The organism is Rhizobium sp. Root482 (assembly GCF_001426565.1).
GTDB lineage: Bacteria > Pseudomonadota > Alphaproteobacteria > Rhizobiales > Rhizobiaceae > Pararhizobium.
The window spans coordinates 61,572-75,222 of sequence record NZ_LMFA01000004.1; the positions used below are offsets into that span (position 1 = coordinate 61,572).

13 protein-coding genes are annotated in these 13,651 nt (G+C 62.5%); 4 read left to right on the forward strand and 9 right to left on the reverse strand.

Annotation, left to right across the window (positions count from 1 at the left end; translation table 11 throughout):
- Positions 1-36: 36 nt before the first annotated feature.
- Together ASD31_RS04865 and ASD31_RS04870 are read right to left on the reverse strand one after the other, a co-directional pair.
- On the reverse strand, positions 37-1,056 hold the full coding sequence (locus tag ASD31_RS04865) for an aldo/keto reductase (protein ID WP_056330204.1): 1,020 nt from the start codon (positions 1,054-1,056) through the stop codon (positions 37-39).
- A 30-nt stretch (positions 1,057-1,086) separates the two neighbouring features.
- On the reverse strand, positions 1,087-2,592 hold the full coding sequence (locus ASD31_RS04870; RefSeq protein WP_056330207.1) for a UxaA family hydrolase: 1,506 nt from the start codon (positions 2,590-2,592) through the stop codon (positions 1,087-1,089).
- 251 nt (positions 2,593-2,843) lie between these two features.
- On the opposite strand from ASD31_RS04870, the gene ASD31_RS04875 reads away from it, so the two are divergent.
- Entirely contained in the window at positions 2,844-3,722 is an 879-nt protein-coding gene (locus ASD31_RS04875) for a GntR family transcriptional regulator (protein WP_056330210.1), read from the forward strand.
- A 50-nt stretch (positions 3,723-3,772) separates the two neighbouring features.
- Here ASD31_RS04875 and hpaI read toward each other — a convergent pair whose 3' ends face one another.
- Both hpaI and gabD read right to left on the reverse strand, forming a co-directional pair.
- Complete coding sequence (gene hpaI, locus ASD31_RS04880) at positions 3,773-4,576, reverse strand: 4-hydroxy-2-oxoheptanedioate aldolase (protein WP_056330213.1); 804 nt, start codon at positions 4,574-4,576, stop codon at positions 3,773-3,775.
- Between the two features lie 89 nt (positions 4,577-4,665).
- Positions 4,666-6,120, reverse strand: a complete 1,455-nt coding sequence (gabD, locus tag ASD31_RS04885; RefSeq protein WP_056330361.1) for an NADP-dependent succinate-semialdehyde dehydrogenase — start codon at positions 6,118-6,120, stop codon at positions 4,666-4,668.
- 256 nt (positions 6,121-6,376) lie between these two features.
- On the opposite strand from gabD, the gene ASD31_RS04890 reads away from it, so the two are divergent.
- On the forward strand, positions 6,377-6,979 hold the full coding sequence (locus tag ASD31_RS04890; protein WP_056330217.1) for a nitroreductase family protein: 603 nt from the start codon (positions 6,377-6,379) through the stop codon (positions 6,977-6,979).
- A 68-nt stretch (positions 6,980-7,047) separates the two neighbouring features.
- Here ASD31_RS04890 and gyrB read toward each other — a convergent pair whose 3' ends face one another.
- The 5 genes from gyrB to ASD31_RS04915 all read right to left on the reverse strand — a co-directional run bounded on the left by gyrB (position 7,048) and on the right by ASD31_RS04915 (position 12,386).
- Complete coding sequence (gene gyrB / locus ASD31_RS04895) at positions 7,048-9,483, reverse strand: DNA topoisomerase (ATP-hydrolyzing) subunit B (protein WP_056330219.1); 2,436 nt, start codon at positions 9,481-9,483, stop codon at positions 7,048-7,050.
- Positions 9,484-9,634: 151 nt separating this feature from the next.
- On the reverse strand, positions 9,635-10,009 hold the full coding sequence (locus tag ASD31_RS04900; protein WP_056330221.1) for a helix-turn-helix domain-containing protein: 375 nt from the start codon (positions 10,007-10,009) through the stop codon (positions 9,635-9,637).
- The gene (locus ASD31_RS04905; protein ID WP_056330223.1) at positions 10,006-10,569 is read right to left on the reverse strand and encodes a Smr/MutS family protein; all 564 of its coding nucleotides are present in this window, start codon (positions 10,567-10,569) and stop codon (positions 10,006-10,008) included. Before ASD31_RS04905 ends, ASD31_RS04900 begins: the two co-directional genes overlap by 4 nt.
- Entirely contained in the window at positions 10,562-11,671 is a 1,110-nt protein-coding gene (locus tag ASD31_RS04910) for a murein transglycosylase A (RefSeq protein WP_056330226.1), read from the reverse strand. Before ASD31_RS04910 ends, ASD31_RS04905 begins: the two co-directional genes overlap by 8 nt.
- A gap of 16 nt (positions 11,672-11,687) precedes the next feature.
- The gene (locus tag ASD31_RS04915; protein ID WP_056330230.1) at positions 11,688-12,386 is read right to left on the reverse strand and encodes a Tim44/TimA family putative adaptor protein; all 699 of its coding nucleotides are present in this window, start codon (positions 12,384-12,386) and stop codon (positions 11,688-11,690) included.
- 138 nt (positions 12,387-12,524) lie between these two features.
- On the opposite strand from ASD31_RS04915, the gene ASD31_RS04920 reads away from it, so the two are divergent.
- On the forward strand, positions 12,525-13,061 hold the full coding sequence (locus ASD31_RS04920) for an FxsA family protein (RefSeq protein WP_056330364.1): 537 nt from the start codon (positions 12,525-12,527) through the stop codon (positions 13,059-13,061).
- Between the two features lie 79 nt (positions 13,062-13,140).
- Positions 13,141-13,632 carry a protein-export chaperone SecB gene (secB, locus tag ASD31_RS04925; RefSeq protein WP_056330232.1) on the forward strand — a complete coding sequence of 164 codons (492 nt, stop codon included), beginning with the start codon at positions 13,141-13,143 and terminating at the stop codon, positions 13,630-13,632.
- Positions 13,633-13,651 lie beyond the last annotated feature (19 nt).

Genomic DNA, 13,651 nt, shown 5'->3' on the forward strand with positions numbered 1-13,651 from the left:
TCCTTGTCGGTTTTGCTCTGGTCGATGTCGCCGCGATCAAGCCCTAACGGCCTCAAGCCCCAGTTCGGGCGCCACCAGCGTATGCGGCTCGTAGGCGGTAAAATCCTCGGGCCTCAGGCGCGGCTGCGTCAATTCCATGTTGCGCACCAGGCTCGATGGCCGGGCAGTGCCGAGAAGAACCGAGGCGACCATCGGGCTTTGCAATGGAAACTGGATCGCCGGGCCCGCCAGCGGCAGGCCGTTGGCACGGGCGATCTCCTCCATCGCACCCACCTTGCCCAAAACAGCGTCATTCGCCGGCATATAGTCGAAATGCGACCCTGCCACCGGGCCTGTTGCCAGAATACCCGAATTGAAGACGCCGCCAACCACCAGCGAGGTTTTCTTTTTCTCGCAGAGCGGCAAAAGCTCGGCCACGGCCGAACGGTCAAGCAGCGTATAGCGCCCGGCCAGGAGGATGCAGTCGAGATCGGCCCGGCGCAGCACGTCGAGGCACACCGGAACTTCGTTGACGCCGAGCCCATAGGCCGAAATGACGCCGCTCGACTTGAGCTCCTCCAGCGCCTTCAGCCCGGAATCCATCAATTGTGTGAACAGGATTTTGTTGCGCGCTGCACCATGGGTATAGGCGCCGATATCGTGCACATAGAGAATGTCGATGCGATTGAGGCCAAGACGGGCATGGCTGAACTCGACCGAGCGCATGATGGCGTCGTAGCCATAGTTGTAATCGACGTCGAAGGGCAGCGGATCGACATAGGAATAATCCGGTATTTCGCTGTCGGGAACCGGCCGCAGCAGCCGTCCGACCTTGGTGGACAGGACATAGCTGTCGCGCGGCTTGCCGCGCAGGAAATCGCCGGTGCGCCGTTCGGCAAGCCCAAGCCCATAATAGGGCGCGGTATCGAAATAGCGGAGGCCGGCTTCCCAGGCGGCGTCGAGCGTCTCCATCGCTGTTTCGCGCGGACAGGCGCGGTAAAGCCCGCCGAGCGCCGCCGTGCCGAAACTATATTCCGTCACCGACAGGTTCGTGTTGCCGATCCGCCTTTTCTGCATCAATCGCCTCCTCCCGCCGGGGCCTCTTCCTCAGAGCGTCGCGCCCAGGTGCCACGGCACGAATTCATTGTCGCCGTAACCGAACAGCTCGCTCTTGGTCTTCTTGCCGGATGCCGTGTCGATGATCAGCTCGAAAATGTCCCGACCCATGCTGGCGATCGTCGCCTCGCCGCTGGCGATGGTGCCGCAATCGATGTCCATGTCCTCTTCCATGGCCTGGAAGAGCGCGGTGTTGCTTGTCAGCTTGATCGATGGGCAGGGACGGCTGCCGAAACAGCTGCCGCGCCCCGTCGTAAAGGTGATGACATTGGCGCCGCCGGCCACCTGCCCGGTCGCCGAAACCGGATCGTAGCCGGGCGTATCCATGAAGACGAGCCCCCGTTCCGTCACCCGCTCGGCATAATGATAGACGGCCGTCAGCGGCGAGCGTCCGCCCTTGGCGACGGCGCCGAGCGATTTTTCGAGAATCGTCGTCAGGCCGCCACGCTTGTTGCCCGGCGAAGGATTGTTGTCGAGCGAGGCGCCATGCATGGCGACATAGTCTTCCCACCAGGAAATCAGCCCGTCGAGCTTGCGTGCCACATCGTCATTGACGGCGCGGCTGCGTAGCAGATGCTCGGCGCCGTAGATTTCGGATGTTTCCGAAAGGATCGCCGTGCCACCGGCGCCGGCCAATAAATCGACGGCGGCACCCAGCGCCGGATTGGCGGTGATGCCGGACAGGCCGTCCGAGCCGCCGCATTGCAGACCGACGATGATTTCGCTGATCGAGATCGGCACGCGCCTGACGCTGCCGATTTCGGCGGCGATGTCCTCGAGCACATCGAGCGCCCGCATGACCGCCCGGCGCGAGCCGCCGGCATCCTGGATGTTGAAATGACGCTTGCCGGCGCCGGCACCGCTCTGGCCGTAAAGCGTCAGCTGGTTGACCTCGCAGCCCAGCCCGACCATCAGCACGCCGCCGAAATTCACATGTCTAGTATAGCCGGCCAATGTCCGGTGCAGGTTCTTCATACCGTCGCCGGTCGAGCTCATGCCGCAGCCCTGGTCGTGGACGATCGGCACGAAACCGTCGATCCCCTCGTAACGCGGCAGGATGGTCTTGTTGGCCTCCTCGGCGATCGCCCGGCAGACCGTGGTGGAACAGTTGACGCTGGCGATGATGCCGATGAAATTGCGCGTCGCGGCGCGTCCGTCGGCGCGGCGGTAACCCATAAAGGTGCGCGCCTTGTCGGCGGCGCTTGCCGCTTCCGGCGGCACGGGCGCGCCAATCGACAGGCGATCCTGGTCGAAGGCGAGATTATGGGAATGCACATGCTCGCCGGGCGCGATATCCTGGACCGCACGGCCGATCGCCTGGCCGTATTTGACCACCGGCTCGCCCGCCTTCACGGCATGGACGGCAACCTTGTGGCCGGGATCGATCCTGGCGGACGCGCGCGCGCCGCCGGCAAGTTCGCCGCCGGCCTCGATGGCAAGCGTGGCAACTGCGACATTGTCTTGCGGCGACAGGATGATGAAGGACGGTGCGCTCACCGATAGTCTCCTCGGCTACAGGGCGGGCTCTCCCGCTCATTTTGTCTTTTATCCACAATAGACAGATTGCCGTCAATGGGTATTATGGCCTATGAGACGGACAAGGGCGCTCAGACCGCCGACGGCGCGAAGGGTCTATCATGGATGAAGACGGCAATGGACGATCGGGATAGAGAGGACACCAGACCGAAGCGGCGCCCCGTCAATGATGAAAACGGCAATTCGTAGAACTCCAATTCGGCCGGCAAACCATGGCAAAGCAAAACACCGTCTTCAAGGATGCCTTCAATCGCTGCCTCAGGCTCGTGGCGGAAACCGCGACACTGCCGTCGGAACCGGAACTCGGAACGGCGCTCGGCGTCAGCCGCACCACCATCCGGGCCATCCTGGCGCGGATGGAGACGCTGCAGCTGATCGCCTGGAACAAGCGGGAAAAGCGGGTGCTGCGCCAGCCCGTGGCAGCGGATTATTACCCGGCGGAAGAGACCGATTCGCTCTCCGACATCATCGAGCGCAGCTTCATGCGCCGGATTCTGGCCGGCGGCGCCGAGCCTGGCATGCAGATCAACGAGCTGGAACTGGCGCGCGATATCGGCACCGGCACCACCAGCGTGCGCGAATTCCTCATCCGCTTCAGCCGTTTCGGGCTGATCGAGAAGCGGCCGAACAGCCACTGGATCCTCAAGGGCTTTACCCGCGAATTCGCGCTGGAACTGACGGAGGTGCGCGAAATGTTCGAACTGCGCTCGGCCGCGAGCTTCACTACGCTGGCGGCGGATCATCCGGCCTGGCTCGAGCTGTCACGGATCGAGGCGCTGCACCGGGAAATCCTTGCCGACATCGACAATCGCTACCGCGAGTTCTCCGAGCTCGACGAGCGGTTCCATCTCCTCGTGCACAAATCCTCCAGCAACCGCTTCATCATCGATTTCTACGACATCATCACCATCGTCTTCCACTATCACTACCAGTGGAACAAGACGAATGCGCGCGAGCGCAATGCGCTGGCGATGGAGGAACATCTGGCCTATATCGCAGCCTTGAAGACGCGGGATCTGGCGAAGGTCGAGGCAGCCTGCCGGCGCCATCTCCAATCGGCGCGCGAAACGTTGCTTCAGTCCATTCAATAGATGCCCATCCGATAGATGGCGAACCCGGCAATGATTGCCGGATTCGCCGGTCAGTAGCCGGACACCGGCTTAGCCTCCGCATCGCCGCCGGACAGGAAATCTTCCCGCAACTTGCTGGTGGCGCTGACGAGAACCGTCACATCCGTGCCGATTGCCATGAAATCCGCGCCCATTTCGCGGTAGCGGCGGGCCTGGGCGAGATCGAGCGTCATGATGCCGCGCGCCTTGCCGGCCTTCTTGATCCGCGCGAAAGCATCGGTGATCGCAGCGGTCACCTCGGGATGGCCCGGCTGGCCGAGATAGCCCATATCGGCCGCAAGATCGGAGGGGCCGATGAAAAGCCCATCGATTCCGTCGAGCGCGGCGATGGCATCGAGGGCTTCCAGGCCGGCCCGGCTTTCGATCTGTACGATCAGGCAGATTTCGTCATTGGCGGTCTCGAGATAATCACCGATCCGGCTGAACTGCGATGCCCGGCCAAGGGCCGCGCCGACACCGCGCACGCCGTGCGGCGGATAGCGCACGGCCTTGACCAGCGCCTGCGCCTGTTCCGCGCTTTCGACCATCGGGATCAACAGCGTCTGGGCGCCGATGTCGAGAATCTGCTTGATCAGCCAGGTTTCGCCGGCCGGCAGGCGCACGATCGGATGGGCGCCGGAGCGCGAGACCGCCAGGAACTGGGCCGAGAGCAGCGGAATATCGTTCGGTCCGTGCTCGCCATCGATCAGCAGCCAGTCATAGCCGCTGCCCGAAACGACCTCGGCCGCATAGGGGCTCGCAAGCGCGACCCAGAGGCCAAGCTGAAAGCGGTTTTCGCGAAGTGCGGTCTTGAAGGTGTTTTTCGGGGCTGGCATGGCGCACTCCTTTGGAAAGCCGATCTGTAGCGGCAAACGAAAAAACCGGCCAGAACAATCCGGCCGGTTCCGTCATGTCACTCTATGGGTCAGGCTATGCCGCCGAGGCAGACATATTTCATCTCGGTGAATTCCTCGATGCCGTATTTCGAGCCTTCGCGCCCGAGACCCGACAGCTTAACGCCGCCAAATGGCGCTTCCGCCGTCGAGATCAGCCCGGTATTGACGCCGACCATGCCATATTCGAGCGCTTCGGCCACGCGGAAGACGCGGGAAAGATCCTTGGCATAGAAATAGGAGGCAAGCCCGAACTCGGTGTCGTTTGCCTGCTCGATCACATCAGCCTCGTTGGTGAAGCGGAACAGCGGCGCCAGCGGCCCGAAGGTTTCCTCGCGCGCAACCGCCATGTCCTTCGTCACGTCGGCCAGGATCGTCGGCTGGAAGAAGGTGCCGCCGAGTGCGTGTGGCTTGCCGCCCTGCACCACGCGCGCGCCCTTGGCAACCGCATCGGCAATATGTTCCTCGACCTTGTCCATCGCCGCCTTGTCGATCAGCGGGCCGAGAATGACGCCCTCGTCGAAACCGTTGCCGGTCTTCAGCTTGCCCACAGCCGCAGCCAATTTTTCCGAAAAGGCATCATAGACGCCGTCCTGAACGTAAATCCGGTTGGCGCAGACGCAGGTCTGGCCATTGTTGCGGTATTTGGCTATCAGCGCGCCATCGACGGCGGCATCGAGATCGGCGTCGTCGAAGACGATGAACGGCGCATTGCCGCCCAGTTCCAGGCCGAGCTTCTTGATTGTCGGCGCGCTCTGCCGGTAAAGCTCCATGCCGATCTCCGTCGAGCCGGTGAAGGTCAGCTTGCGCACCGTCGGGTTCGAGGTCATCTCCCCGCCGATCGCTTTTGCCGAGCCGGTAATGACGCTGAACAGGCCCTTGGGCAGGCCGGCACGCTCGGCAAGGACGGCGATCGCGATCGCTGAGAACGGCGTCTGCGAGGCAGGCTTCACCACCATGGCGCAACCGGCGGCAAAGGCGGGCCCCGCCTTGCGGGTGATCATCGCATTGGGGAAGTTCCACGGCGTGATGGCGGCGACGACGCCGATCGGCTGCTTCATCACCATGATGCGCTTGTCCGGCTGGTGGCCTGGGATCAGGTCGCCATAGATCCGGCGGCCTTCCTCGGCGAACCATTCGATGAAGCTTGCGCCATAGACGATTTCGCCGGTGGCCTCGGCCAGCGGCTTGCCCTGTTCCATCGTCAGGATACGGCCGAGATCGTCCTTGTTCTCGATCATCAGGTCGTACCATTTGCGAAGCACGACGCAGCGCTCCTTGGCGGTGCGTGCGGCCCAGCTTTTCTGAGCGATCCGCGCTACCTCGATCGCCGCCTTGGTTTCTTCGGCACCCAGCTTGGGCACTCGACCAATGATTTCGCCGGTGGCGGGATTGTTGACCTCGATCGCATTCTTCGGATCGGCCTCGATCCAGTTGCCCCCGACGAGAGCAGCCTGGCGGAACAGCGAAACGTCTTTCAGGGGCACGGTCATGGGCGGCAATCCTTCGCTTGAGAAATCTACAGAACTTATACAATTATTTTCGTCTTCTTCAATCACCCGTATAGCTTTCCTTGGCCTCTTCGGAATCCGACCGCCCCGAAGCGGGTCGTTTGTTCTCACTGGAGAAACAGTCCATCTCCAAAACGCAGCCTAGTGGGTGGGTACCCGATCTTTATATACGGACTTCGTCCGTGCTTCGGACACGAACCAGAATGTCCGATCTCCCAAGACAGGAACTGCCATGAAAACCGCCAGCAATCACCGTCAGGCCGATTTTCCGATCGAGCCGAGCTTTCTCAACCGTTGGTCCCCGCGCGCGTTTACCGCCGAAACCATTACCGAAACAGAAGTCCTGACCGTTCTCGAAGCGGGTCGCTGGGCGCCTTCGGCATTCAACTCGCAGCCGTGGCGCTTCGTCTATGCTTTGCGCGAGACGCCGGAATGGGACAGAATTTTCCCGATCCTGGTCGAATTCAACCAAGGCTGGGCGAAGTCCGCTTCCGCGCTCGTCCTCATGATCTCGAAAACGCATTTCGTCGCTCCCGGTTCCGACGAGGCGAAGCTGTCGCACAGCCATAGTTTCGATACCGGCGCTGCCTGGGGTGCGATTGCGCATCAGGCACATTTGCTCGGATTCCAGGCCCATGGCATGACCGGCCTGCATTTCGACAAGGCCACCGAGATCCTCGGCATCCCCGACGGCTACCGCGTCGAAGCCGCTGCCGCCATCGGTCGTCTCGGCGACAAGGCGCAGCTGCCCGACTATCTGCAGGCCCGCGAAACGCCAAGCCCGCGCCGTCCGCTGTCCGAACTCGCCTTCAACGGTGCGTTCAAGGCCGATTGAGCTTCTAAAGAAAAACCACGCCTTCGCGAGAGGGCGTGGTTCGCTTTTTCGGTCAAAACGCCGCTCGATCAGATATCGAGATTGGCGACGCTCAGAGCATTTTCCTGGATGAAGTCGCGGCGGGGCTCGACCTCGTCGCCCATCAGGCGCGAGAACAGGCCGTCGGCATCGGTGGCGTCGTGGACCTTGACCTGCAGCAGCGAGCGGGCATTCGGATCGAGCGTCGTTTCCCAGAGCTGCTCGGCATTCATTTCGCCGAGACCCTTGTAGCGCTGCATCGACAGGCCCTTGCGGCCGCTGGCAAAGATCGCGTCGAGCAGAGCCCGTGGGCCGCTGATCTCGATTTCGCCTTCCTTGCGCTTCAGGGCCGGCGGTACCGCATAGATTTCCTTCAGCCGCGGGGTCAGCTGGTCGATATGGCGGGCATCGGCGGATCCGATCAGCGCCATATCGAGGGAGGCGACTTCCTTGACGCCGCGCACCATGCGCTCGAATTTCAGCCCGCCATCCGACGCCACCACGGCGCTCCAGCCGCGCTCGGTTTCCTCGGCGATCAGGTCGAGCCGCTTGGCGACTTCAGCGGCGGTGGCCTCCGACTGGGCGGTGTTGTCGTTCAGTTCCGGATTGAGCGCACCGGCAATCGCCGCCTGCTCGACGACCGAGCGGCTGTAGCGCGAATGCAGGCCCTCGAGAAGCGTACGCAGGCGCAGGGCATCGATGATGATCTCGCGCAGGTCCTGGCCGGTGCGTACCTCGCCCGAGCCCAGTTCCAGGCGCGCATCCTCGAGACCCATCGAAATCAGATAGTCCTCCAGCGCCTTCTCGTCCTTGAGATATTGCGCCGACTTGCCGCGCGAGACCTTATAGAGCGGTGGCTGGGCGATATAGAGATGGCCCTGCTCGATCAGCTCCGGCATCTGCCGGAAGAAGAAGGTCAGAAGTAGCGTACGGATATGGGCGCCGTCGACATCGGCGTCGGTCATGATGATGATCTTATGGTAGCGCAGCTTGCCGAGATTGAACTCGTCCTTGCCGATCGAGGTGCCGAGCGCGGTGATCAGCGTGCCGATTTCCTGGCTCGACAGCATCTTGTCGAAGCGGGCGCGCTCGACATTGAGGATCTTGCCGCGCAGGGGCAGAATCGCCTGGTTTTCACGCGAGCGGCCCTGTTTCGCCGAGCCGCCGGCCGAGTCCCCTTCCACCAGGAAGAGCTCGGATTTGGCCGGATCGCGTTCGGAACAGTCGGCAAGTTTCCCGGGAAGCGAGGAAATATCCAGCGCACCCTTGCGCCGCGTCAGTTCGCGGGCCTTGCGGGCCGCCTCGCGGGCGGCAGCGGCCTCGACGACCTTGCCGACGAGGATCTTGGCATCGCCCGGATGCTCTTCCAGCCAGGTGCTGAGTGCCTCGTTGACAAGACTCTCGACGACGGGGCGCACTTCCGAGGAGACCAGCTTATCCTTGGTCTGCGAGGAGAACTTCGGATCCGGCACCTTGACGGACAGGACCGCCGTCAGACCTTCGCGGCAATCGTCGCCCGTCAGCGAGACCTTTTCCTTCTTGGTGATGCCGGAGCTATCGGCATAGGAAACGATCTGCCGCGTCAGTGCGCCGCGGAAGCCGGCCATATGGGTGCCGCCGTCGCGCTGCGGGATATTGTTGGTGAAGGCCAGCACGTTCTCATGGTAGCTGTCGTTCCACCACATGGCGACCTCGACGGTGATGCCGTCCTTTTCGCCACGGATCGACACCGGCTTGCTGACGAGCGGCTTCTTGGCGCGGTCGAGATAGGTGACGAAGGCTTCGAGCCCGCCCTCATACATCAACTCGTCCTGCCTGACGTCCGAATGGCGCTTGTCGGTCAGCACGATGCGCACGCCCGAATTGAGGAAGGCCAGTTCGCGCAGCCGGTGCTCGAGCGTACCGTAATCGAAATCGATCATGGTGAAGGTTTCGGTGCTCGGCAGGAAAGTGACTTCCGTGCCGGTTTCGCCATTGCTGTCGCCGATCACCTTCAACGGCGCGTCGGCAACGCCATGGGTGAAGTTGATCACGTGGATCTTGCCCTGGCGCTTGATCTTCAGCTGCAGCTTGACCGAGAGCGCATTGACCACCGAGACGCCGACGCCGTGAAGACCGCCGGAGACCTTGTAGGAATTCTGGTCGAACTTGCCGCCCGCATGGAGCTGGGTCATGATGACCTCGGCCGCCGAAATGCCCTCGCCCGTATGGATATCCGTCGGGATGCCGCGGCCATTGTCGGTGACGGTCACCGAGCCGTCGGCATTCAGCGTCACGGTGACGATATCCGCATGGCCGGCAAGCGCTTCGTCGATGGCGTTGTCCACCACCTCATAGACCATGTGATGCAGGCCCGAGCCGTCGTCGGTATCGCCGATATACATGCCGGGCCGCTTGCGGACGGCATCGAGGCCCTTCAGAACCTTGATGGAATCAGCGCCATATTCGGCGTTTGCGCCGTTTTCGGTTTCAGGCAAATCGGTCATTCGGCTTTAAGTCTTTCCAGGTTTCTTCACGGCATGTGCGTGGCGGTCCGATTCCGTGCGAATCAGTCCTCAAACGCCCTCCCGACTATAGGGATTTTGTCCATCGTTCCCAATCCCGTGCGGCCTGAAAGCGGCAGAAATCAGGGGATCGTCAGGGTTCCTTATCAGGAAAACGGGCTTTTTCCAAAACATCTTCCAGAAGGCGGATGGTTTCGCGGTCAAGCGAGTGGATATGGGCCGCGAGCCGGTTGGCAAAGGCGGTGTGCGCCGGCGACAGGCCGGACGTATCGAGCACGACGCGAGGGTCGGAAAGTGCGGCCAGGCCGAAGAGTTCGTCGGCATCGTCCCAGATGACGTGGAAATAGCCGGCGACCCGCTGGAGGAATTCGAAACTCGGCGCGCCGCGCTTGCCGTGCTCCAGTGCCGAAAGATAGGCGGGGGAAACGCCGATCGCCGCCGCCATCTCCTTCTGCGTAACGCCCCTTTGCCGCCGCAGCCGATGCATGGCCTCGCCGAAGGGCGTCATGAGGCAAGGCCCTTCAGCCTCGACAGGCGCACATAGAGCGCGCCGTCGCCGCCGTGATTGCGCGCCGCCGGCTCATAGGAGGAAATAAGCCCGCGAAACTCCGGCAGCGAGAACCAGAGCGGCACCGCCCGCTTCAGCGCCCCGTCGCTGCCGAACGAGGTGCCCTTGCCGGTGATGACCAGCACATGGCGCAGGCCGCGATCATGGGCCCGCAGCAGAAATTGCAGGAGAAACCCATGCGCCTCGCTCTGCACCATGCCATGCAGGTCGATCCGCGCCTCGATCGCCAGATGGCCGCGGGAAAGCTTGCGCTTCACCGGCTTTTCGAGCGGATGATGGACGGGAACAGCGCGTTTCGGCTTTTCCGGCTGCAGGCTTGCCGGAGGCTCCGCCGTTGCCCTCGCCCGTCCGGTCACCACCAATTTCTCTCCCGTCGGCTCCTCCGCCGGGGCTTCGAATTCGGCAAGCTCGTCCATGCGGCCCGGCAGGGGGCGGGCGGTGCGGGCGACCTTGCCCCAGAGTATCCGGTCTTCGGCGCTCAGCGCCTTTCCCTTAGCCATGGCCGTATCTTGCCGCCGCGCCCCTGGGAATGAAAACGAAAAAATCGGCCTCGTTGCGCACCGCACCGGCCATCCGCCCGGCCTCGTCGCCGGAGCCGGTAAAGATATCGCCCCGTGCCGGCCCGACGATCGCCGAGCCGGTATCAAGCGCCAGCATCAGGCGGCGGAACGGACGGCCGCCGTCGATCGTCGTCAGGCTGTCGCTTGCGATAAAGAAGGGCACGCCGAATGTATGGATGAGCCGGTCGACCGCCAGCGAGCGGCCGGGTTCCAGCGCCACCTTGGCCGCCGCGATGGGGCCTAGCCCGTCATCCGAAACCTCCGCCTCGCGGAAGAAGATGAACGACCGGTTGTGCCACAGCACTTCGTCGGCCTGGTCGGGATGCGTCTCCAGCCAGTGCCGGATCGACTGCATCGAAACGGTCCGCGCATCGATCTTGCCGCGCTCGATCAGGAGCTTGCCGGTCGCCGAAAAAGGATGGCCGGTCTTGGCCGCATAGGTGATCCGCCTGACGCTGCCATTGGGAAAGACCAGCCGGGCGGCCCCCTGCACATGGGCGAAGAAGACATCGACCTTCGATTTCGCATAGGCGATCTCAAGCCCGCGCCCAGCGAGAAATCCCTCTTCGATCGCCCTGCGATCCGGATATTCGCCGATCACGCCATCCCGGGACCTGCCGAAGGCGAAATAAGGATCCATGCCGGCGGGCCGGTTGCTATCGTCGATATCGGCCAGATCCTCCGGCCGTCGATAGAAGGGAAAACGGTAGGTGCCGTCCGGCATGTCGCTGACCTCGACATCCGGCTCGTAGAAGGCCGTGACGAAGCCGGAACCGCCATCGCGGCGGACAATCCGGAAGGGTACGAAATGCGTTTCGAAAAAATTTCGAGCACCGGCCGCGTCGGCAGGTGCCGTGGATAGGGCGGCCTCATAGGCCGGCATCAGGTCGGTGGATGAAATCCCGAGCGCGCCGGTCCTGTGCGGCTTGACGGTTGAAACCTGATGGTGGCAGCGCCTCAGCGCCGGCAGAAGCGGCAGCGGATTGTCGTCATGCCAACCGGGAAGGTCGGAAAATTCGACCCGTTGCACATCGAAATCCATCGCCGCCGGTCCTAGATCAGTTTTCGGATTCGGTGGCGATCAGCTTCCAGTTCGGATCGCGCGAGCGGATATCGCGGGCGAAGGTCCAGAGATCGTTGACCTCCGACACGGCTTCGCCATCGCCATCGACAATGGTGCCGGCCTTGTCATAGGTGGCCGAAATCAGCTGGCTGATGATGCGAAGGGTGATATTGGCCTCGCTGTCCTTGATCTCGGCATTGACCATGTCGGCCTTCTCGATGCCGACGAAGGTGGACTTGACCACCTCGCCCCTGCTTTCGCGCTCGGAGATCGCCGCGTCGAAACCTTCATAGACTTCGCGCGACAGGAGGCCCTTCAGCGTCTTTCGGTCGCCATCGGCGAAGGCCATGACGATCATCTCGTAGGCCATCTTGGCGCCCTTGACGAATTCCTTCGGGTCGAAGCCCGGATCGGCATCGTTCATGCGGCGCAGCGCATCGTTGAGCGGCGTGCCGGACTTGGTGAAAGCATCGATCGCGGCATAGCGCGACACATCCTCGCCGGTACCGTCGCGGCGCGGCAATTGCACGACCTTGCCCGAGCTTTCCGGCGCTTCCGCCGCTTCGCGCGGCGAATAGGGATCGACCGGCGGCCGTTCATTGCCGGTCCGCTTGCCGAGCACGCTGCGCAGCTGGAGGAAAATGATCACCGCGGCGACCAGAAAAAACAATGTGATAAAGTCGAAAGAGCCCATTTCCACCCAGAACCGCTGTTAATTTGGCATGCGATCATCCCATATAGTCTGCATGGCACGATCATTCAAATGGCTATATCACTTCATTTGCAATTGCCGGCCCCGCTTGGGCCGGCCTCAAATCCCCGAGCAGGCATGATGCGTACCCTGATGATTCCGATATTTCTTCTCATGATGCCGCTCGCCGAGATCGCCGGCTTCATCGTCGTCGGCCGGCAGCTCGGCGTCGGCGCCACCCTGCTTCTCGTTCTCGCAAGCGCCGTGGCTGGCGCGCTTCTCCTGCGCATCCAGGGTTTCGGAGCACTGCGAAAAATCCAGGAGGCCAGCCAGGCCGGCACCGATCCGGGCCGACAGCTGGTGCATGGCCTGATGATCGTCGTTGCCGCCTTCCTTTTGATCCTTCCCGGCTTCATCAGCGATATCGTCGGATTGCTGCTCTTCGTTCCCACAATAAGAGACGTGGCCTGGCGCCTGATCAAGAGCCGCCTGACGATCGTGACAAGCGGCATGGGCGGTATGGGCGGTGTCGGCGGATTTTCTCGTAGCCCCCATCAGGACGGACCGCCCCGGCCCGGAACCGGCCCGGGCGTGATCGATCTCGACGACGACGAGTTCTCGCGCACCGGCAACAGTCGTGGCCATACCGACCCGAACGAGCGCGACCGGTTGCGTTGAACAGGGCCGCCGGGTTGTAAGCCTTCCAGCGAAATGCTAGATGGCCTCACCAAATTTCATGTCCGAAGGAAAAGGCCTTATGACCGATACCGCATCCCCAGCCAATGGCGGCGCCGCCGAGAGCCCGTCCCTGAACATCCTGGCCCAGTACATCAAGGACCTTTCTTTCGAGAATCCGGGCGCACCGCGTTCGCTGCAGGCGCGCGACAAGGCGCCCGCGATCAACATCAATGTCAACGTCAATGCCAATCCGCTTTCGGAATCCGAGTTCGACGTCGTCCTGTCGCTGAACGCGGAAGCCAAGGATGGCGACAAGATGCTGTTCAATGTCGAGCTGTCCTATGGCGGCGTCTTCCGCGTCACCGGCTTCCCGCAGGAACACATGCTGCCGCTGCTGTTCATCGAATGCCCGCGCCTGCTGTTCCCCTTCGCCCGCCAGATCGTTGCCGACGCGACGCGCAATGGCGGCTTCCCGCCGCTGATGATCGACCCGATCGATTTCGCGCAGATGTTCACCCAGCGCATGGCTGAGGAAAAGGTCCGTTCGCAGGTTTCCACGACGCCGAACTGATCCGCTTTTTGAGAAGCCG

Coding starts and splice junctions, on each gene's coding strand:
- ASD31_RS04905 (WP_056330223.1), bottom strand. CDS start 10,569: ATGGCTAAGGGAAAGGCGCTGAGCGCCGAAGACCGGATACTCTGGGGC.
- ASD31_RS04900 (WP_056330221.1), bottom strand. CDS start 10,009: ATGACGCCCTTCGGCGAGGCCATGCATCGGCTGCGGCGGCAAAGGGGC.
- ASD31_RS04910 (WP_056330226.1), bottom strand. CDS start 11,671: ATGGATTTCGATGTGCAACGGGTCGAATTTTCCGACCTTCCCGGTTGG.
- ASD31_RS04915 (WP_056330230.1), bottom strand. CDS start 12,386: ATGGGCTCTTTCGACTTTATCACATTGTTTTTTCTGGTCGCCGCGGTG.
- gyrB (WP_056330219.1), bottom strand. CDS start 9,483: ATGACCGATTTGCCTGAAACCGAAAACGGCGCAAACGCCGAATATGGC.
- hpaI (WP_056330213.1), bottom strand. CDS start 4,576: ATGCCAGCCCCGAAAAACACCTTCAAGACCGCACTTCGCGAAAACCGC.
- ASD31_RS04890 (WP_056330217.1), top strand. CDS start 6,377: ATGAAAACCGCCAGCAATCACCGTCAGGCCGATTTTCCGATCGAGCCG.
- secB (WP_056330232.1), top strand. CDS start 13,141: ATGACCGATACCGCATCCCCAGCCAATGGCGGCGCCGCCGAGAGCCCG.
- ASD31_RS04865 (WP_056330204.1), bottom strand. CDS start 1,056: ATGCAGAAAAGGCGGATCGGCAACACGAACCTGTCGGTGACGGAATAT.
- ASD31_RS04920 (WP_056330364.1), top strand. CDS start 12,525: ATGCGTACCCTGATGATTCCGATATTTCTTCTCATGATGCCGCTCGCC.
- ASD31_RS04875 (WP_056330210.1), top strand. CDS start 2,844: ATGGCAAAGCAAAACACCGTCTTCAAGGATGCCTTCAATCGCTGCCTC.